The sequence below is a fragment of the Arthrobacter sp. EM1 genome (assembly GCF_029964055.1).
Classification (GTDB): domain Bacteria; phylum Actinomycetota; class Actinomycetes; order Actinomycetales; family Micrococcaceae; genus Arthrobacter.
Genome location: NZ_CP124836.1, coordinates 2,709,106 through 2,729,094 on the forward strand (window position 1 = coordinate 2,709,106; position 19,989 = coordinate 2,729,094).

Annotated in this window: 13 protein-coding genes; 3 read left to right on the top strand and 10 right to left on the bottom strand. The window is 63.1% G+C overall.

The genetic code is table 11. The features are described from left to right. Positions 1 to 217 precede the first annotated feature (217 nt). The gene (locus tag QI450_RS12520; RefSeq protein WP_226774756.1) at positions 218 to 1,657 is read left to right on the top strand and encodes a GH1 family beta-glucosidase; all 1,440 of its coding nucleotides are present in this window, start codon (positions 218 to 220) and stop codon (positions 1,655 to 1,657) included. Between the two features lie 13 nt (positions 1,658 to 1,670). Here QI450_RS12520 and QI450_RS12525 read toward each other — a convergent pair whose 3' ends face one another. The 7 genes from QI450_RS12525 to rpoB form a co-directional block, all read right to left on the bottom strand. Then, positions 1,671 to 1,796, bottom strand: coding sequence for a hypothetical protein (locus tag QI450_RS12525; protein WP_256446815.1), 126 nt, complete (start codon positions 1,794 to 1,796; stop codon positions 1,671 to 1,673). Positions 1,797 to 1,936: 140 nt separating this feature from the next. Next, complete coding sequence (gene tuf / locus QI450_RS12530; protein WP_226774757.1) at positions 1,937 to 3,127, bottom strand: elongation factor Tu; 1,191 nt, start codon at positions 3,125 to 3,127, stop codon at positions 1,937 to 1,939. Positions 3,128 to 3,369: 242 nt separating this feature from the next. Continuing rightward, on the bottom strand, positions 3,370 to 5,484 hold the full coding sequence (gene fusA, locus QI450_RS12535) for an elongation factor G (RefSeq protein ID WP_226774758.1): 2,115 nt from the start codon (positions 5,482 to 5,484) through the stop codon (positions 3,370 to 3,372). Between the two features lie 69 nt (positions 5,485 to 5,553). Further along, entirely contained in the window at positions 5,554 to 6,024 is a 471-nt protein-coding gene (rpsG, locus tag QI450_RS12540) for a 30S ribosomal protein S7 (protein WP_011692813.1), read from the bottom strand. A 1-nt stretch (position 6,025) separates the two neighbouring features. After that, complete coding sequence (gene rpsL / locus QI450_RS12545; RefSeq protein WP_011692814.1) at positions 6,026 to 6,400, bottom strand: 30S ribosomal protein S12; 375 nt, start codon at positions 6,398 to 6,400, stop codon at positions 6,026 to 6,028. A 395-nt stretch (positions 6,401 to 6,795) separates the two neighbouring features. Further along, on the bottom strand, positions 6,796 to 10,695 hold the full coding sequence (locus QI450_RS12550; protein WP_226774759.1) for a DNA-directed RNA polymerase subunit beta': 3,900 nt from the start codon (positions 10,693 to 10,695) through the stop codon (positions 6,796 to 6,798). A gap of 101 nt (positions 10,696 to 10,796) precedes the next feature. After that, a complete protein-coding gene (rpoB, locus tag QI450_RS12555; RefSeq protein WP_226774760.1) occupies positions 10,797 to 14,315 on the bottom strand; it encodes a DNA-directed RNA polymerase subunit beta in 3,519 nt (1,172 codons plus the stop codon). A 391-nt stretch (positions 14,316 to 14,706) separates the two neighbouring features. Here rpoB and QI450_RS12560 point away from each other — a divergent pair, with 391 nt between their 5' ends. Both QI450_RS12560 and QI450_RS12565 read left to right on the top strand, forming a co-directional pair. Further along, positions 14,707 to 15,906 carry an acetyl-CoA C-acetyltransferase gene (locus QI450_RS12560; RefSeq protein WP_226774761.1) on the top strand — a complete coding sequence of 400 codons (1,200 nt, stop codon included), beginning with the start codon at positions 14,707 to 14,709 and terminating at the stop codon, positions 15,904 to 15,906. Positions 15,907 to 15,926: 20 nt separating this feature from the next. After that, positions 15,927 to 16,460, top strand: a complete 534-nt coding sequence (locus QI450_RS12565) for a YbaK/EbsC family protein (RefSeq protein ID WP_226774762.1) — start codon at positions 15,927 to 15,929, stop codon at positions 16,458 to 16,460. 123 nt (positions 16,461 to 16,583) lie between these two features. Here the strand turns inward: QI450_RS12565 and QI450_RS12570 are convergent, their stop codons facing one another. From QI450_RS12570 to rplJ, 3 genes are all read right to left on the bottom strand, one after another. After that, positions 16,584 to 18,416, bottom strand: coding sequence for a 5'-nucleotidase C-terminal domain-containing protein (locus QI450_RS12570; protein ID WP_226774763.1), 1,833 nt, complete (start codon positions 18,414 to 18,416; stop codon positions 16,584 to 16,586). A 215-nt stretch (positions 18,417 to 18,631) separates the two neighbouring features. Then, a complete protein-coding gene (gene rplL, locus QI450_RS12575; protein ID WP_024365995.1) occupies positions 18,632 to 19,006 on the bottom strand; it encodes a 50S ribosomal protein L7/L12 in 375 nt (124 codons plus the stop codon). Between the two features lie 77 nt (positions 19,007 to 19,083). Then, positions 19,084 to 19,686: a 50S ribosomal protein L10 gene (rplJ, locus tag QI450_RS12580; RefSeq protein ID WP_226774764.1), complete on the bottom strand. Its 603-nt coding sequence runs from the start codon at positions 19,684 to 19,686 to the stop codon at positions 19,084 to 19,086. Positions 19,687 to 19,989: the final 303 nt, after the last annotated feature.

Here is a 19,989-nt window from a genome sequence, read left to right on the forward strand (position 1 = left end):
CTCCTACTTGGACCCTGACACCCGGCATTATCCGGATCGGGACGCGAAAGAGCGCTTGAACAACTCATCTAGTATGCCGGAATTTATGGGCAGAAGCGAATCGGCAGCCGCGGCGGGCGGTCCGGGCACCGCGCCAGCGGCAGTCTCTCAGCCCGGTCGACGCCGGAACGGATGGACACTCATTGCCTTCAGCAGGCAGCGTGGGGATGATGGGCAGATGACCGTGCAGGATGCTGTGGCGCTGCAGGCTCTTGCCGACCGCTTGAGCCCGGATTTCCTGTTGGGCGTCGCCTCGGCCGCCTTCCAGATCGAAGGTTCGCTGGACGCCGGCGGCCGCGGCCCCTCCGGCTGGGACGCCTTTGTCCAGAAACCAGGCAGCATCCGGGACGGCCACTCCCCCGCCGTCGCCTGCGACCACTACAACCGCACTCCCGAAGACGTCGAGCTGATGCGCACTCTCGGCGTCGACTCCTACCGCTTCTCGCTCTCCTGGCCCCGCATCCAGCCGGCGGGGTCCGGGCCGTTCAACACCGAGGGGCTGGACTTTTACGACCGGCTCATTGACCAGCTGCTCGCGGCCGGCATCGCTCCGATGGCGACCTTGTACCATTGGGACACTCCGCTGCCGCTCGAACACCGGGGCGGCTGGCTGAACCGCTCCACAGCGGAGCGCTTCGCGGAGTACAGTGCGGCCGCCGGCCGCCGGTTCGGTGATCGCGTTTCACAGTGGGTAACGCTGAACGAACCGGCATCCGTGACGCTCAACGGCTACGCCCTGGGGGTGCACGCGCCGGGCCGGGAGCTGCTCTTTGACTCCCTGCCCGCCGTCCACCACCAGCTGTTGGGCCACGGCCTCGCCGTACAGGCGCTGCGGGCCGAGGGAGTTGCCGGCGCCGTGGGTGTCACCAACCTGCACTCCCCGGTGCGGCCGGCCGGCCGGTCGGTCACGGACCGGATGCTTGCCGACATCTTTGACCTGGTCCTTAACCGGGTCTATGCGGATCCGATCCTCCTGGGGCGGTACCCGAAGGTCCCCCTGATCGCGAGGCCCTGGTTCCGCGCACTCGGCAATGCCTCCGACGACGACCTCCGGACCATCCACCAGCCCCTCGATTTTTACGGGCTGAACTATTACTATCCGGTGAAGGTCGCGACCGGACGCGGCCAGGGCGACACCCCTGCGGGCAACGTGGACGCCATGCTGAAGATGCCCTTCCACCTGGTGGCATTCCCGGAGTACCCGACCACTGGCTTTGGCTGGCCGGTGGCACCGGAGCACCTGGGCCTGCTGCTCCGTGAGCTGAAAGACCGCTATGGAGCAGCGCTGCCCCCGCTGTATATCACCGAAAGCGGCGCCAGCTTTCCGGAGCCCGACCACGTCTCCGGCGCCATAGCGGATGCGGACCGGATCAAATACATCGCGGCCCATCTGGGCCATGCCCTGGATGCGACGGCGCCTGGCGGCGTCGCCGAGGACGTTGAACTGCTTGGTTACTACGTGTGGACCCTGATGGACAACTTTGAATGGGCGGCCGGCTATTCCCAGCGCTTCGGCCTGATCCACGTGGATTTTGACACCCAGGAGCGCACGCCCAAGGACTCGTTCTACTGGTATCAGGCACTAAGCCGGGCCCGGAAAAGTCGATCCGATCCCTAGCCCGCCGGCGCGGCTACTGGCGCATGTTGGCGCGGTCGATCCGCTTCGCCCGCTTGATTTCGTGCCGGAAGTACCTCTTGGCCCACAAGCCGCCCGCGACGACAGCGAGGACAACCACGAGGAAAATGATCCATTCCATGCCGGACTCCTCTCTTCACCTGCAACGGTAGCAGGACGTTAAAAAGAACAGCCCCGCTGCAGTGCAGCGGGGCTGTTCCTTGCTTCACGGCGGCCGTCAGGCAGCCGGACCGGTCAGCGACTAACTCGGATCAGCAAGTATTACTTGAGGATCTTGGTAACGCGTCCCGAACCAACGGTGCGGCCGCCTTCGCGGATAGCGAAGCCGAGGCCGTCTTCCATGGCGATGGGCTGGATGAGCGCAACGCTCATTTCAGTGTTGTCGCCGGGCATAACCATTTCCGTGCCTTCCGGCAGGGTGATGACGCCGGTTACGTCCGTGGTGCGGAAGTAGAACTGCGGGCGGTAGTTGGAGTAGAACGGGTTGTGACGCCCGCCTTCGTCCTTGGAGAGGATGTAGACGTTAGCCTCGAAGTCGGTGTGCGGGGTGATGGAACCCGGCTTGACGACAACCTGGCCACGCTCAACATCGTCACGCTTCAGACCGCGGAGCAGGAGGCCACAGTTCTCGCCGGCCCATGCTTCGTCGAGCTGCTTGTGGAACATCTCGATACCGGTCACCGTGGTCTTCTGGACCGGGCGGATGCCGACGATCTCGACCTCGGAGTTGATGGCGAGGGTTCCACGCTCGGCGCGGCCCGTTACAACGGTGCCACGGCCGGTGATCGTGAAGACATCTTCGATCGGCATCAGGAACGGCTTGTCACGGTCACGGACGGGGTCCGGAACGGACTCGTCGACAGCTTCCATAAGGTCCTCGACGGACTTGACCCAAACCGGGTCGCCTTCGAGGGCCTTGAGACCGGAAACGCGCACAACCGGGGCGTTGTCGCCATCGAAGCCCTGAGCCGAAAGCAGCTCGCGAACTTCCATTTCGACGAGGTCGAGGAGCTCTTCGTCATCGACCATGTCCGACTTGTTCAGCGCGACCAGCAGGTAGGGAACGCCAACCTGGCGGGCCAGCAGAACGTGCTCGCGGGTCTGAGCCATCGGGCCGTCAGTGGCGGCAACCACAAGGATCGCACCGTCCATCTGTGCGGCACCGGTGATCATGTTTTTGATGTAGTCAGCGTGACCCGGAGCGTCTACGTGTGCGTAGTGGCGCTTCTCGGTCTGGTACTCAACGTGGGAGATGTTGATGGTAATGCCGCGCTGACGCTCTTCGGGAGCAGAGTCAATGGACGCGAAGTCGCGCTGCTCGTTGAGAGTCGGGTACTTGTCGTACAGCACCTTGGAAATCGCGGCCGTCAACGTCGTCTTACCGTGGTCAACGTGACCAATGGTGCCGATGTTAACGTGCGGCTTAGTCCGCTCGAACTTTGCCTTTGCCACAGGTTCCTCCTAGAACGTTTTCAAATGACTTACCCTTCGACCGCGCTTGTCGCGGCGAAACTTCAGTAAGTCTACTTGGGGGGCTTTGGATTGATGAAATTGCAGATTCAGGAACTAATACTAGTCCCTTGAGCCTGTCGGTGCTGGTGGCCGGTCCGGCGGACCGAAGCCGGCCACCTGCACCAGGTGAATTTCCGGAACCGGAAACGCACCCGAGTTTGTTGCTGCGGAAGCCTTGGAGGCTACTCGCCGCGGTTCTTCTGGATGATCTCGTCGGCGACTGCCTTCGGGACCTCGGCGTAGCTGTTGAACGTCATGGAGTACACAGCACGGCCCTGGGTCTTCGAGCGCAGGTCACCGATGTAGCCGAACATGCCGGACAGCGGGACGTGCGCACGGATGACCTTGACACCCTGCGCGTCTTCCATGGACTGCATCTGGCCGCGGCGGGAGTTGAGGTCACCGATAACTTCACCCATGTATTCCTCAGGGGTGCGGACCTCGACATCCATCAGCGGTTCGAGCAGAACGGGGTTCGCCTTGCGTGCAGCTTCCTTGAAAGCCATCCGCCCGGCGATCTTGAACGCCATTTCCGAGGAGTCAACGTCGTGGTACGCGCCGTCAATCAGCGTGGCCTTGATGCCGACAACCGGGTAGCCGGCCAGGACGCCGTCGTTCAGCGCAGACTGGATGCCAGCGTCAACCGAGGGAATGTATTCGCGCGGAATGCGGCCGCCGGTGACCTTGTTCGAGAACTCGTACATCTCGCCCTCGGACGTGTCCAGCGGCTCGATCGCAATCTGGATCTTAGCGAACTGGCCCGAACCACCGGTCTGCTTCTTGTGTGTGTAGTCGTGACGCTCCACAGCACGCTTGATGGTTTCGCGGTAAGCGACCTGGGGCTTGCCCACGTTCGCCTCGACCTTGAATTCGCGGCGCATGCGGTCCACCAGGATATCCAGGTGGAGTTCGCCCATGCCGGCGATGATGGTCTGGCCCGTGTCCTCGTTGAGGGAGACCTGGAAGGTCGGGTCCTCAGCGGAGAGCTTCTGGATGGCCGTGGAAAGCTTCTCCTGGTCGCCCTTGGTGTTCGGCTCGATCGCAACAGAGATCACGGGCTCCGGGAAGCTCATGGACTCCAGGACGATCTGGTTCGAAGAGTCACACAGGGTGTCGCCCGTGGTGGTGTCCTTCAGACCGATCGCTGCGTAGATGTGGCCGGCGGTAGCGCCCTCAACGGGCATTTCCTTGTTGGCGTGCATCTGGAACAGCTTGCCGATGCGCTCCTTCTTGCCCTTGGTGGAGTTGACCACCTGGGAGCCTGCCTCCACGTGACCGGAGTACACGCGGATGAAGGTGAGCTGACCGAAGAACGGGTGCGTAGCGATCTTGAACGCCAGAGCCGAGAACGGCTCCTCGGAAGACGGCTTGCGCGTCAGTTCCTTCTCTTCGTCGCGGGGATCGTGACCGATCATCGGCGGGACGTCGAGCGGGTTCGGCAGGTAGTCCACCACGGCATCGAGCATCGGCTGGACGCCGCGGTTCTTGAACGCGGAGCCGCAGAAGACCGGGTACAGCTCGGAGTTGATCGTCATCTTTCGGATGCCGGCCTTGAGTTCATCGGTGGTGATTTCTTCACCTTCGAGGTACTTCTCCATCAGCTCTTCGGAGGACTCCGCTACGGTCTCAACGAGCGTTGCGCGGTACTCCTCGGCCTTTTCCTGGAGGTCCGCCGGGATCTCGCGGATCTCGTACTTGGCACCCATGGTGACGTCACCCTTGGAGTCGCCGGGCCACACCAGTGCGCGCATGTAGAGCAGGTCTACGACGCCGACGAAGTCGTTCTCGGCGCCGATCGGCAGCTGCATAACCAGCGGCTTGGCACCGAGGCGGCTGATGATGGTATCTACGGTGAAGTAGAAATCAGCACCGAGCTTGTCCATCTTGTTGACGAAGCAGATGCGCGGGACGTTGTACTTGTCCGCCTGGCGCCAAACAGTCTCAGACTGCGGCTCCACACCTTCCTTGCCATCGAACACGGCAACGGCACCGTCGAGGACGCGCAAGGAGCGCTCCACCTCAACAGTGAAGTCAACGTGCCCGGGGGTGTCAATGATGTTGATCTGGTTGTTTTCCCAGAAGCAGGTCACGGCGGCAGACGTGATGGTAATGCCGCGTTCCTTTTCCTGTTCCATCCAGTCAGTCGTCGAAGCGCCGTCGTGCGTTTCGCCGATTTTGTGGTTCACACCTGTGTAGAACAGGATGCGCTCGGTAGTAGTGGTCTTGCCGGCATCAATGTGGGCCATAATGCCGATATTGCGGACCTTGCTAAGGTCAGTAAGCACGTCCTGTGCCACGGTGTCTCCCTTTCGGATGGACTGCACGTCCGCCGCCGGCTCGGTTGAGCCGGCGGCGTCCGGGAAGTATTACCAGCGGTAGTGTGCGAAGGCCTTGTTGGACTCGGCCATCTTGTGGGTGTCTTCGCGGCGCTTCACAGCGGCACCGAGACCGTTGGAGGCATCCAGAATTTCGTTCTGGAGGCGCTCGGTCATCGTCTTCTCGCGGCGGGCCTTGGAGTACCCAACCAGCCAGCGCAGGGCGAGGGCGGTGGAGCGGCCCGGCTTGACCTCAACCGGAACCTGGTAGGTAGCGCCACCGACGCGGCGCGAGCGGACCTCGAGGGAAGGCTTGACGTTCTCCATGGCCTTCTTGAGGGCTGCAACCGGGTCGCCGCCGGACTTGGCACGAGCACCTTCGAGTGCACCGTAAACGATACGCTCGGCGGTGGACTTCTTGCCGTCAACGAGCACCTTGTTGATCAACTGGGTGACCAGCGGGGAGCCGTAAACGGGATCTAGAACTAGCGGCCGCTTGGGGGCCGGACCCTTGCGAGGCATATTACTTCTTCTCCATCTTTGCGCCGTAGCGGCTACGAGCCTGCTTACGGTTCTTGACACCCTGGGTATCGAGGGCACCACGGACGATCTTGTAGCGGACACCCGGAAGGTCCTTAACGCGACCACCACGGACGAGCACAATGGAGTGCTCCTGCAGGTTGTGGCCCACGCCGGGGATGTAGGCGGTAACTTCAACGCCACCGTTGAGGCGGACACGTGCAACCTTACGCAGAGCCGAGTTCGGCTTCTTCGGGGTTGTTGTGTAGACGCGGGTGCAAACACCGCGGCGCATCGGGCTGCCGTTAAGCGCGGGGGCCTTGGTCTTCTTGACCTTAGGCGTGCGGCCCTTGCGGACCAGCTGGTTAATCGTAGGCACTCTCGTGTTCTCCGTTTTATCCGGAGCGGCCGTTGGCGGCCGCTCTCTTGTCGCTGCGCCCCGCCGCTCGAGCTTTGAAGTTCTCTCCAGAGCAGCTGAGGCGAAGCCTTAATAGTCGGGCCGCACGCCGGGATCCGCGGACTAATGCCCACCCTTGCCCCTAGGCATGCGAAAATGTGGCATACGTTGCACAAGAACCCTGCAAACCGGAAACGTCGTCCTGGCCCAGCCTTTCAGCTGTAACCGGCGCACTCATCCACTGCCACAATAACAATTAGTTTCAAGTCTAACACGGCCCGCTGCCAGCCCTTAATCGAACCCAGCAAACGCAAAGGCCCCGCCTCCGCTCCGCTGTTAGGCGGAGCGGTGACGGGGCCCGGCGTCGAACTGGCGGCTTAGCGGAAGTCGCTGCCCAGGTCGTAGTCATCCAGCGGGATGGCGTGGAACTCAGGAGCTCCGTCGCCGCCCAGGGAATCGTAGGAGAAGTCACTGAACGCGCTGGGGCCGGTAAACAGATTGGCCTTTGCTTCTTCAGTGGGCTCCACCGTGACCTCGGTGTAGCGCGGGAGACCCGTGCCGGCCGGGATGAGCTTACCGATGATGACGTTTTCCTTCAGGCCGAGCAGCGGATCGCTCTTGCCTTCCATGGCCGCCTGCGTCAGGACGCGGGTGGTTTCCTGGAAGGAAGCTGCGGACAGCCAGGACTCGGTCGCCAGGGACGCCTTGGTGATGCCCATCAGCTCGGGACGGCCGGAAGCCGGCGTCTTGCCCTCGGACACAACACGGCGGTTGGCATCTTCGAAGCGGCTGCGCTCGGCGAGCTCGCCGGGCAGCAGATCCGATTCGCCGGACTCGATGACAGTGACGCGGCGCAGCATCTGGCGGACGATAACCTCGACGTGCTTGTCGTGGATACCGATGCCCTGGCTGCGGTACACACCCTGGACTTCGTCCACCAGGAACTTCTGCGCGGCCCGGGGGCCCATGATGCGCAGAACCTGCTTGGGGTCGACCGGACCGTTGATGAGCTTCTGGCCGACGCTGACGTGATCGCCGTCTTCGATGAGAAGACGTGAACGGCGCAGCACCGGGTAAGCGATCTCTTCGGATCCGTCATCCGGGGTGATGACCAGGCGCATCTGGCGCTCGGACTCTTCGATGGTGATCCGGCCGGCTGCTTCAGCAATCGGCGCGACACCCTTCGGAGTACGGGCTTCAAAGAGCTCCTGGATACGGGGCAGACCCTGGGTGATGTCGTCGCCGCCGCTGGAGGAGACAGCACCACCGGTGTGGAACGTACGCATCGTCAGCTGGGTACCCGGCTCACCGATGGACTGTGCGGCGATGATGCCCACGGCCTCTCCGATGTCGACGGTCTTACCAGTGGCGAGCGAACGGCCGTAGCACAGGGCGCAGGTGCCGACGCTGGACTCACAGGTGAGTACGGAGCGGACCTTGACCTCGGTGATGCCGGCGGCGAACAGTTCGGCAATAACAACGTCGCCGCAGTCGGTGCCGCCCGCTGCCAGAACCTTGCCCTTGGAGTCAACGACATCCACGGCCAGGGTCCGGGCGTACGCGCTGTTCTCAACGTTCTCGTCCAAGACCAGCTCACCGTTGGCGTCAGCCACGGCAATGGCGGTCATCAGGCCGCGCTCGGTGCCGCAGTCTTCTTCCCGAACGATAACGTCCTGCGAGACGTCCACCAGACGGCGGGTCAGGTAACCCGAGTTGGCGGTACGCAGTGCGGTATCGGCCAGACCCTTACGGGCACCGTGCGTGGCGATGAAGTATTCCAGCACCGACAGGCCCTCGCGGTAGGAGGACTTGATCGGACGCGGGATGATCTCGCCCTTAGGGTTAGCCACCAGGCCACGGATACCCGCGATCTGGCGAACCTGCATCCAGTTACCACGTGCGCCCGAGGAGACCATGCGGTTGATGGTGTTCATCGGCGACAGGCTGTCACGCATCGCCTGGGCGATTTCGTTGGTTGCCTTGTTCCAGATCTCGATCAGTTCCTGGCGACGCTCGTCGTCGTCGATCAGGCCCTTGTCGTACTGTCCCTGGATCTTGGCAGCCATGGTCTCGTAACCGGCGAGGATCCGCGGCTTGTCCTTGGGTACCTCGATGTCGGAGATGGCGACGGTAACGCCGGACCGGGTGGCCCAGTAGAAACCGGCATCCTTCAGGTTGTCCAGCGTTGCCGCCGTGATCACCTTCGGGTAGCGCTCTGCGAGATCGTTGACGATCGTGGACAGTTCGCCCTTGTCCGCAACGTTCTCCACCCACGGGTAGTCCGCGGGCAGGGTCTCGTTGAAGAGGACCTGGCCCAGGGAGGTCTGGACGAGCACGGTCTGACCCGGCTCGTAGCCTTCCGGAGCTTCCCAGCCGGCGTAAGGGACAAAGCCCTCCAGCCGGATCTTGACCTGGGAGTTCAGGTGCAGCTCGTGCAGGTCGTACGCCATGATGGCTTCCGACACCGAGGAGAAGATCCGGCCTTCGCCAGCTGAACCGACACGCTTGGTGGTCAGGTGGTAGAGACCGATGATCATATCCTGCGACGGCAGGGTCACCGGGCGGCCGTCGGACGGCTTCAGGATGTTGTTCGAGGACAGCATCAGGATCCGGGCTTCCGCCTGGGCTTCGGGGCTCAGCGGCAGGTGCACTGCCATCTGGTCGCCGTCGAAGTCGGCGTTGAAGGCGCCACAAACCAGCGGGTGAAGCTGGATTGCCTTGCCTTCAACAAGCTGCGGTTCGAACGCCTGGATGCCGAGACGGTGCAGGGTGGGTGCACGGTTCAGCAGCACGGGGTGCTCGGTGATGATCTCTTCGAGGACGTCCCAGACCTGCGGGCGGTAACGCTCAACCATCCGCTTGGCCGACTTGATGTTCTGCGCGTGGTTGAGGTCAACCAGGCGCTTCATCACGAACGGCTTGAAGAGCTCCAGCGCCATCTGCTTCGGCAGACCACACTGGTGCAGCTTCAGCTGCGGGCCGACGACGATGACCGAACGGCCGGAGTAGTCAACGCGCTTGCCGAGGAGGTTCTGGCGGAACCGGCCCTGCTTGCCCTTGAGCATGTCGGACAGGGACTTCAGCGGACGGTTGCCCGGTCCGGTGACCGGACGGCCGCGGCGGCCGTTGTCGAAGAGGCTGTCAACGGCTTCCTGAAGCATCCGCTTCTCGTTGTTGACGATGATCTCCGGAGCGCCGAGGTCAAGCAGGCGCTTGAGCCGGTTGTTGCGGTTGATCACGCGGCGGTAGAGGTCGTTGAGGTCGGAGGTCGCGAAGCGGCCGCCGTCCAGCTGGACCATCGGGCGCAGTTCCGGCGGGATCACCGGGACCGCGTCCAGCACCATGCCGAGCGGGCTGTTGTTGGTCGTCAGGAAGGCGTTGACCACCTTGAGCCGCTTCAGGGCGCGGGTCTTGCGCTGGCCCTTGCCGTTGGCGATGATGTCCCGGAGCATGTCCGACTCGGCCTGCATGTCGAAGTTCTCAAGACGCTTCTTGATCGCCTCGGCACCCATGGAGCCTTCGAAGTACATGCCGTAGCGGTCACGCAGTTCGCGGTACAGGCCTTCGTCACCTTCGAGGTCGGCGACCTTGAGGTTCTTGAACCGGTCCCAGACCTGCTCGAGGCGCTCGATTTCAGCATCCGCGCGCTTGCGGACGTTAGCCATCTGGCGGTCGGCGGAGTCGCGGGCCTTCTTCTTGTCGGCAGCCTTGGCGCCTTCGCCTTCGAGACGGGCAAGCTCGTTCTCGAGGTCGCGGGCGATCGTGGCGATGTCGGAGTCGCGGTTGTCGATCAGCTGCTTCTTCTCGATGTCGTGCTCAACCTGGAGGTTGGGCAGTTCTTCGTGGCGGCTGTCGGCGTCGACGCTCGTGATCATGTAGGCGGCGAAGTAGATGACCTTTTCGAGGTCCTTCGGTGCCAGGTCAAGGAGGTAGCCCAGACGGGACGGAACACCCTTGAAGTACCAGATGTGCGTGACCGGGGCGGCCAGCTCGATGTGGCCCATACGCTCACGGCGCACCTTGGCGCGGGTGACTTCAACGCCACACCGCTCGCAGATGATGCCCTTGAAGCGCACGCGCTTGTACTTACCGCAGTAGCACTCCCAGTCGCGGGACGGGCCGAAGATCTTCTCGCAGAAGAGGCCGTCCTTCTCAGGCTTGAGCGTGCGGTAGTTGATGGTTTCCGGCTTCTTAACCTCGCCGTAAGACCAGCCACGGATGTCTTCCGCGGTGGCGAGGCCGATCTGCATGAGGCCGAAGGAGGATTCGCTGGACATATGGTCCCTGTTCTCTCTTGTTCTCTAAATTCTGAAGTCTTGGGTTACGGGAAGAGGGAGGTGCCGACGGCGGATGGGGACCACCCGCCGTCGGACGCCTGCTAAACCTCTTCTACGGAACTGGGCTCTGCACGAGACAGATCGATGCCCAGTTCTTCCGCAGCCGTGAAGACTGCGTCATCAGAGTCACGCATTTCAATTGTGGTTCCGTCCGTGGAAAGAACTTCCACGTTCAGGCACAGCGACTGCATTTCCTTGATCAAGACCTTGAAGGACTCAGGAACGCCCGGCTCGGGGATGTTCTCGCCCTTGACGATGGCTTCGTAGACCTTCACACGACCGTGGATATCATCCGACTTGATCGTGAGAAGTTCCTGAAGCGTGTAAGCGGCACCGTAAGCTTCGAGCGCCCACACTTCCATTTCACCGAAGCGCTGGCCACCGAACTGTGCCTTACCACCCAGCGGCTGCTGCGTGATCATGGAGTACGGGCCGGTGGAGCGCGCGTGGATCTTGTCGTCCACCAGGTGGTGGAGTTTCAGGATGTACATGTAGCCGACCGAGATCGGATCCGGGAACGGCTCGCCGGAGCGGCCGTCGAAGAGGCGGGTTTTGCCTGAGGAGTTGATCAGGCGGACGCCGTCGCGGGTGACGTTGGTGGAGTCGAGGAGACCGGTGATTTCCTCTTCCCGCGCACCATCGAAGACCGGCGTAGCGACAGTGGTCTGGCCACTCTCGCGCGGCAGGTTCGGCAGCTGCTTGACCCACTCGGGCTCGCCCTCGATCTTCCAGCCGGTCTTGGCAACCCAGCCGAGGTGCGTTTCCAGCACCTGGCCGACGTTCATACGGCCCGGAACACCCAGCGGGTTCAGGACAATATCAACGGGGGTACCGTCGGCAAGGAAGGGCATGTCCTCGATCGGAAGGATCTTGGAGATAACACCCTTGTTGCCGTGACGGCCGGCAAGCTTGTCGCCGTCGGTGATCTTGCGCTTGGCAGCGACGTACACCCGGACCAGCTGGTTGACGCCCGGGGGCAGCTCGTCGTCGTTGTCGCGGTCGAAGACGCGGACACCGATTACAGTGCCCGACTCACCGTGCGGAACCTTCAGGGAGGTGTCACGCACTTCGCGGGACTTCTCACCGAAGATGGCGCGCAGCAGGCGCTCTTCCGGGGTCAGCTCGGTCTCGCCCTTCGGGGTGACCTTTCCGACCAGGATGTCGCCTGCTTCAACCTCGGCACCGATGTGGATGATGCCGCGCTCGTCCAGGCCGGCGAGGACTTCCTCGGACACGTTGGGGATGTCACGGGTGATTTCCTCGGCACCAAGCTTGGTGTCGCGGGCGTCGATCTCGTGCTCCTCGATGTGGATGGAGGAAAGAACGTCCTCAGCCACGATCCGCTGGGACAGGATGATGGCATCCTCGAAGTTGTGGCCTTCCCATGACATAAATGCCACGAGCAGGTTCTTACCGAGGGCCAGTTCGCCCTGGTCCGTTGCCGGGCCGTCAGCGATGATGCCGCCGACTTCCAGGCGCTGGCCTTCGTTCACCAGAACGCGGTTGTTGTAGCAGTTGCCCTGGTTGGAGCGGGCGAACTTGTTGATGCGGTAGTTGGTTTCCGTACCGTCGTCGTTCAACACGATGACCAGCTCAGCGGAGACCTCGGTCACCACACCTGCCTTCTTCGCGATGGTGACGTCACCGGCGTCGACGGCTGCGGCACGCTCCATGCCGGTGCCGACGAACGGCGCCTCGGAACGGACCAGCGGCACGGCCTGGCGCTGCATGTTGGCACCCATAAGTGCGCGGTTGGCATCGTCATGCTCGAGGAACGGGATCAGGGCGGTAGCCACTGACACCATCTGGCGCGGGGAGACGTCCATGAACTCGACCTCGGCGGCGGGAACCAGCACGGGCTCGCCTCCACCACCACGGGCACGCACGAGGACGGTATCCTCGGCGAACTTCTTGTTCTGATCGAGCGGAGCGTTGGCCTGTGCAATCAGGACTTCAGCTTCGTCATCGGCCGTGAGGTACTCGACCTCGTCGGAGACGACCCCTTCAGCCACGAGGCGGTACGGGGTTTCGATGAATCCGAACGGGTTGATCCGCCCGTAGGACGCCAGCGAACCGATCAGGCCGATGTTCGGGCCTTCAGGAGTTTCGATGGGGCACATACGTCCGTAGTGGGACGGGTGAACGTCTCGGACTTCCATGCCTGCACGGTCACGGGACAGACCGCCCGGGCCGAGTGCGGACAGGCGGCGCTTGTGGGTCAGACCCGAGAGCGGGTTGTTCTGGTCCATAAACTGGGACAGCTGGGAGGTTCCGAAGAACTCCTTGATTGCTGCCACAACGGGACGGATGTTGATCAGGGTCTGCGGCGTGATGGCCTCGACGTCCTGGGTCGTCATCCGTTCGCGGACAACGCGCTCCATCCGGGACAGGCCGGTGCGGACCTGGTTCTCGATGAGCTCGCCGACGGCGCGGATACGGCGGTTGCCGAAGTGGTCGATGTCATCGATCTCCACACGGAGCTCGTGGTCCTGGCCGTCGCGCTTACCCGTGAGGGTCTTCTCACCGGCGTGCAGGGCAACGAGGAACTTGATCATGGCGACGATGTCTTCAACGTGCAGCACTGAGGCTTCCTTGTCACCAAGGGAGCGGTCGATGCCGAGCTTGCGGTTGATCTTGTAGCGGCCAACCTTGGCCAGATCGTAGCGCTTGGAGTTGAAGTACAGGTTGTCCAGCAGGGACTGGGCAGCCTCGACCGTGGGCGGCTCGCCCGGTCGGAGCTTCCGGTAGATGTCCAGCAAGGCATCTTCGCGGGTTTCGGTGGCGTCCTTCTCCAGCGTCGCGCGCATGGAGTCGTACTGGCCGAACTCTTCGAGGATCTGGCCTTCGGTCCAGCCGAGGGCCTTCAGCAGCACCGTGACGGACTGCTTGCGCTTACGGTCGAGGCGAACGCCGACCTGGTCGCGCTTGTCGATTTCGAGTTCAAACCAGGCGCCGCGGGACGGGATGATCTTCGCGGTGAAGATGTCCTTGTCGCTGGTCTTGTCGGCGGTGCGCTCAAAGTAGGCGCCCGGGGAACGGACCAGCTGCGAGACAACAACACGCTCGGTGCCGTTGACGACGAAGGTGCCCTTCTCGGTCATCAGCGGGAAGTCACCCATGAACACGGTCTGCTGCTTGATTTCGCCCGTGTTGTTGTTCATGAATTCGGCCTTGACATACAGCGGAGCCGAGTACGTTGCGTCCCGGTCCTTGCATTCAGCCATGGTGTACTTCGGATCAGCGAACTCCGGCTCCGAGAAGCTCAGGGACATGGTGCCCTGGAAATCCTCGATCGGGGAGATCTCTTCAAAGATGTCCGACAAACCCGAGGAGGTGGCGACGCTGAGGTCGCCTTCTTCGACGGCTTTGGCGACGCGTGCCTGCCAGCGTTCGTTTCCGACCAGCCAGTCAAAGCTGTCCGTCTGCAGGGCAAGCAGGTTCGGAACGTCAAGAGGTTCGTGAATCTTTGCGAATGAGAGCCGGCGGGTTGCACCGTCGGTACTGTCGGCATTGATAGCGGTTGCAGCGTTGTTTACATTAGAGGTGCTCGAGGCGACCAAGAGGGATCCTTCCACAGACCTTCAGGCGTTTTCAGATCTCCCCCGCTATGCACCCTGCGGAGTGACTCCGCAGTGCTACCAGTCCGGTTCCGCTATATGACCCGGGACCCGCGCTGGCCATGGTGGTGCACGTTGTAGACGGCACAATGATGGCGCAGCTGCCAGGCTAAGCCCACCGCTATATGAAGGCTGAAGGTAAACAGGGAAGACGCAAATATCTACGATACGGCAAAGCAACCTACTTGTCTACCCCACTTCGCCCGCGATTGCAAGCACTGGACCCGGCTCCCGGCTGGGGTGTCCACCCCCTGTGCCACAGGCCGCCGGATGGCCCCGTGACTGGGGTCACGATAGCCTTGCTGTACAACGTTCACGATTGGAAGAGACAACCATGAGCCACTCTGCAGACAACAATGATGTTGTCATCCTCGCCGCCGCCCGCACCCCCCAGGGGCGCCTCAACGGCCAGCTCGCAAGTTTCACGGCCGTAGAACTCGGCGCACACGCCATCCGGGCGGCCCTGGCCGCCAGCGGTGTAAAGGCCGAGCAGGTGGACTCTGTCATCATGGGACAGGTGCTGCAGGCCGGCGCGGGCCAGAACCCTGCACGGCAGAGCGCCATCGCGGCCGGAATCGGCTGGAACGTTCCCAGTGTGACCATCAACAAGGTCTGCCTGTCCGGGCTAACTGCCGTCATCGACGCGGCCCGAATGATCCGCAGCGGCGACGCCGCCGTCGTTATAGCCGGCGGCCAGGAGTCGATGTCCCGCGCGCCGCACATCCTCCCCGGTTCCCGGCAGGGCTGGACCTACGGGTCCATCCAGGCCCTGGATGTTGCAGCGCACGACGGCCTGACCGACGCTTTCGACGGGCAATCCATGGGCCTGTCCACCGAGACCAAGAACCTTTCGCTGGGCATTGACCGCAGCTCCCAGGACGAAGTGGCGGCAGCGTCCCACCAGCGCGCCGCGCGGGCCGCCAAGGACGGTGTGTTCGACGGCGAAATCGCCCCCATCAGCGTCAAGCAGCGCAAAGGCGAGCCGATTGTCCTGGCCTCGGACGAGGGGATCCGGCCGGACACAACTGTCGGCTCACTGGCGGGCCTGCGGGCGGCGTTCGTCACCGACGGCACCATCACGGCGGGCAATTCCTCCCCCCTGTCCGACGGCGCCTCCGCCCTCGTGCTCTCCTCACGGAAGTTTGCCGAAGAGAACGGCCTTGAGTACCTGGCCGTCGTCGGCAAGCCCGGGCAGGTGGCCGGCCCGGACAACTCGCTGCACTCCCAGCCCGCCAACGCGATTGCCAGCGCGCTGCAGAAAGCCGGCTGGTCTGCCGCGGACCTGGACTTCATCGAGATCAACGAGGCTTTCGGTTCGGTGGCCGTGCAGTCGCTCAAGGACCTCGGCTACCCGCTGGCGCAGTGCAACATCCACGGCGGCGCGATCGCCCTGGGCCACCCGATCGGCGCCTCCGGCGCCCGGCTGGCCCTGCATGCGGCGCACGAGCTGAAGCGGAGAGGCAGCGGCAAGGCTGCCGTGTCGCTGTGCGGCGGCGGAGGCCAGGGCGAAGCGCTCCTGCTGTTCCGCGACTGAGTTCGGTGAGTGAGCCCACCATGACCGATCCAGGCGCGGCGGCGGACGCTCGTGGCGGCACCGGCCGGGAGCGGTTCCTGGCGGACGCCGCCGCCCGTGGCCTCAGCATCCGTCTGGTGGAACGCCAAGCCGCGAAAAGCCTCGAGGAGGCGGCCGATATCCTCGGAATTCAGCCCGCGGATATCGTGAAGTCCCTTGTGGTCAAACACAAGGACGGCAGCTTCCTCTTTGCGCTCATCCCGGGCGACCGGCAGATTTCCTGGCCCAAGCTGCGCGCGCTGCTTGGTGTCAACAAACTGTCCCTTCCCAGCGCGGAGGTCGCCCTTGGCGCCACCGGCTACGAACGCGGCACGATCACCCCGCTGGGAAGTACCAGGCCATTGCCGGTCTATGTGGACCGCAGCATCACCGGGCGCAGGATTGCCCTGGGCGCGGGCGAGCATGGCTACAGCGCGTTTGTGGACGCCGATGCCTTGGCCGCCGCCCTCGACGCCGTGGTCGCGGACATCTCCGAACCGAACGGAAAGCATGCCGCGGCGCGGCACGGCACGTGACGGCACGTGCCGGCGCGGGCCGGCACGTGCCAGCACGTGCCGGCACGTGACGGCGCGGGACGGCGCGTGCCGGCGCGGGATCTAGCCTGTCCGGGTTAAATCGCCCGGGTCGACCCGGGCCGGCTAGGCGGTGACGGTGAGTGCCGCGCCGTTGACGGTCAGCCGCCAGTTGTCCTGGCTGAACACCGAAACGTCCAGGGTGCCGTGATCCACAACGTAGTCGATAATCCGCTGCCGGATCTCCTGCTGGCTGTTGGAGAGTACCGGAGCCGCCATGACTGCCGGGAAGTTGCCGCCGCCGCTTTGCCGGTAGTTGTTGATGGCCAGCGCGAATTCCTGGTCCCGCCGAAGGACCTCGCCACCGTAGCGCAGCCCGGTGATCCGCTCCCCCACCGGTTTGGCAAGGTCGATCTCGTAGTTCAGTGCTGCGTCAAGACCGTAGACAACGTCGTAGTTGTAGTCCGGCGTCCCGCCCGGCGCCATCGCGGTGGCAGCGTTGGTAACGTCGGCGGCGCGTGCCGGGCTGCTGAACACCGGTTTGAAGTACCGCGCGGACCACTCCAGATAGTCCCGGACCTGAGCCCCGGTGACCTTGACGGAGAGCAGCGTGTTGTCGAAGATGTACAGCCCGGCAACGTCCCGGATGGTCAGCGGCCCGGCTTTGACGTCCACCGAGCGGGAGAAGGCCGCAGCGATGGAGAGCACCGGCAACCCGGCGGACGGGCCGCCGGCCAGTTCGGCCTTGATGGTGCTGGCCTGGACATAGTTGATGGCATCGATGGCCGCCGAGTCCTCCCAGCAAGCGGTGGCGGTGTTCAGCGGCGCCGTGGACGTGCCGATGACTTCGTTGACATACTTTACAGTCGCCTCGTGCCCTGCCTGGATGGCGCGCACAACGGCGGGATCGGCATCGACCGTCTTGGCGTCCAGCAAGTGCGAGTGGGCGGCGGTGACCGTCCAACGGCCTTTGTCCTTGGCCACTTCCAAATCCATTACAGCCACGCGCATGCCCCACTTCAGCGGCTCCGTCAGCAGTACCTGCCTTCCGGTGGCCTTGTTGGTGACAAAACGTTCCGGGATTTCCAGGTGCGCGTGCCCGACCAGGATAGCGTCGATGCCGGGGACCTCTTCGGCCAACTGCGTGGAGGCGTTCTCCGGGAACGGCAGCGCATCGCCGTAGGACGACCCCGGGGTTGCGCCCGAGTGGCTGGTGACGATAACGACGTCGGCTCCGGCTGCCTTGAGCTGCGGGATAACCGTCCTGGCTTCCTCCACGATGCCGTTGAAATCCAGTTTTCCCTGGACGTTGTCGCGGTCCCAGAGGGCGCAGCCGGGGGTGACAAAGCCAACCAGGCCCACGGTCAGCCAGCCGTTGTTCGTCTTCACGCGTTTGAGTACGTAGGGTGTAAAAGCGCGTTTGCCGGTAGTGGCGTCGTGGACGTTGGCGCCAAGCAGCGGGAAGTTCAGCTGGCTTTCCCAGGTCCGCAGCAGCGGGATGCCGTAGTTGAACTCGTGGTTTCCCAGGCCAACGGCGTCGTAACCCACCGCGTTCATGGCCAAGGCCATGGGATGGGTGACCGTCGCCGAGATGGGGCTGATCTTGGCGAAATAGTAGGCCAGGGGTGTGCCCTGGATGGTGTCGCCCGCGTCGATGGTAAGCGTGTTCGACGCTCCCCGTTCGTCCCGCATCGCCTTGATCAGGGTGGCCGCCTGCGCGATGCCGATCTTGTTCCCTGCGGTATCCGCATAGGGGACGTTCTTGAAGTAATCCCAGTTGAACACGTTGTTGTGCAGATCGGTGGTGCCAAGCACCGTCAGGTTGAACGTCTTCCGGCCCGCTGCGGGGGCTGCCTGGGCGGCCGGGGCTTCGGACAGGGCCGCAGCCGCCGCGCTGCCGCCCACCAGGGCTGCAGTCAGCATGGTCCGGCGCGAAAGCGAGTGATGGGGATCGGTCATTGTGGGGACTCCTCAGCGTTGGCGGCCTGTTGGCACAAAGCCACAGTCTAGGCGCGCATTCACCCGCGAGAACAGGGATTCCACAAACTCTTTGGGAAGTTCACCTGCCGTTGATGTCCGCCCGGAACGCAGGAAACCCCGCACACCGGGGTGCGCGGGGTTTCCCGGAGCGGAACGGGAACACGAGGTTCCCGGCCAGGTCCTGAAGCGGCGGGTTACTTGAGGGTAACGCGGGCACCGGCTTCTTCGAGCTGGGCAACAGCCTTCTCGGCAGCTTCCTTGGTGACACCTTCGAGGATGGCCTTCGGTGCGCTGTCAACAACGTCCTTGGCTTCCTTGAGGCCCAGCGAAGTGATGGCGCGAACTTCCTTGATGACTGCAATCTTCTTGTCGCCCGGGTGCTCCAGGATGACGTCGAATGCGGTCTGCTCTTCTTCTTCTGCAGCACCACCGGCAGCGGGGCCAGCAACGGCAACGGCAGCGGCCGTAACTTCGAAGGTCTCTTCGAAGAGCTTAACGAACTCAGAGAGCTCGATGATGGTCAGTTCCTTGAAAGCTTCAATGAGCTCTTCGTTGGTGAGCTTCGCCATGGTGTGGCGTCCTTCCTATAGTGGTGCTCGGCAGCCCGGGGGCTCGCCTTCGCACCGGAGTCTGGTTTGAAAGAGAGTTAGTTCTCTTCGGGGGCTGCGGCGTCAGCCGGAGCTTCGGTCTCTACTGCTGCATCTGCGGGAGCTTCGGCCGGAGCTTCGTCAGCGGCGGGCGCTTCGGCTTCGGCCGGGGCACCGTTCGCTTCTTCAAGCTTGAGGCGCAGAGCATCGATGGTGCGTGCAGCGGCGGCAGCAGGAGCCTTGAGGATGCCTGCAACCATGGCAAGCTGGCGCTCACGGGACTCGAGTGCTGCCAGGGCAGCTACCTCGCTGGCGTTCAGTGCCTTGCCCTCGAAGTAACCGGTCTTGATAACCAGCTGCTTGTTGGCCTTGGCAAAATCCGTCAGGCTCTTGGCAGCGGCAACTGCGTCACCCTTGATAAACGCGATTGCAGTGGGGCCGGCGAGCTGGCCGTCGAATGCTTCGACACCGGCTTCCTTGGCTGCAAGGGCGGTCAGGGTGTTCTTGACGACCGAGAACTTGGTGTCCTGGCCGAGAGAAACACGCAGCTGCTTGAGCTGTGCAACGGTGAGCCCGCGGTATTCGGTCAGGACAGCGGCGTTCGATTCCTTGAAATCGTTAGTGATCTCAGCTACTGCTGAAACCTTGCTAGGCGTTGCCATAACCCTCCTTCCGGGGATAGAGCCGGTAGTTCCCGGTCCCCGCTCAAAAGAGCTAAAAACTAAAAACGCCCCGCGCAGATGCACGGGGCTTGTCTCGACGCAGTCCATGACTGCGGAGCTTTGCTTCGTTCACCTGCGCCGGCCGCCCTATGTTCAGGGTCCTTCGTCTGGAGATTCACTGGTTCTCCCGGCGCAGCTGCAGAAGTGAGCCTTGCTTGGGAGAGTGAATGTCCAACAACCGACGGTCTTTGGTCCCCCCAGCCTACGCGAAACCTGGCCCTTGCTCCAAATCGGCGACGTCGG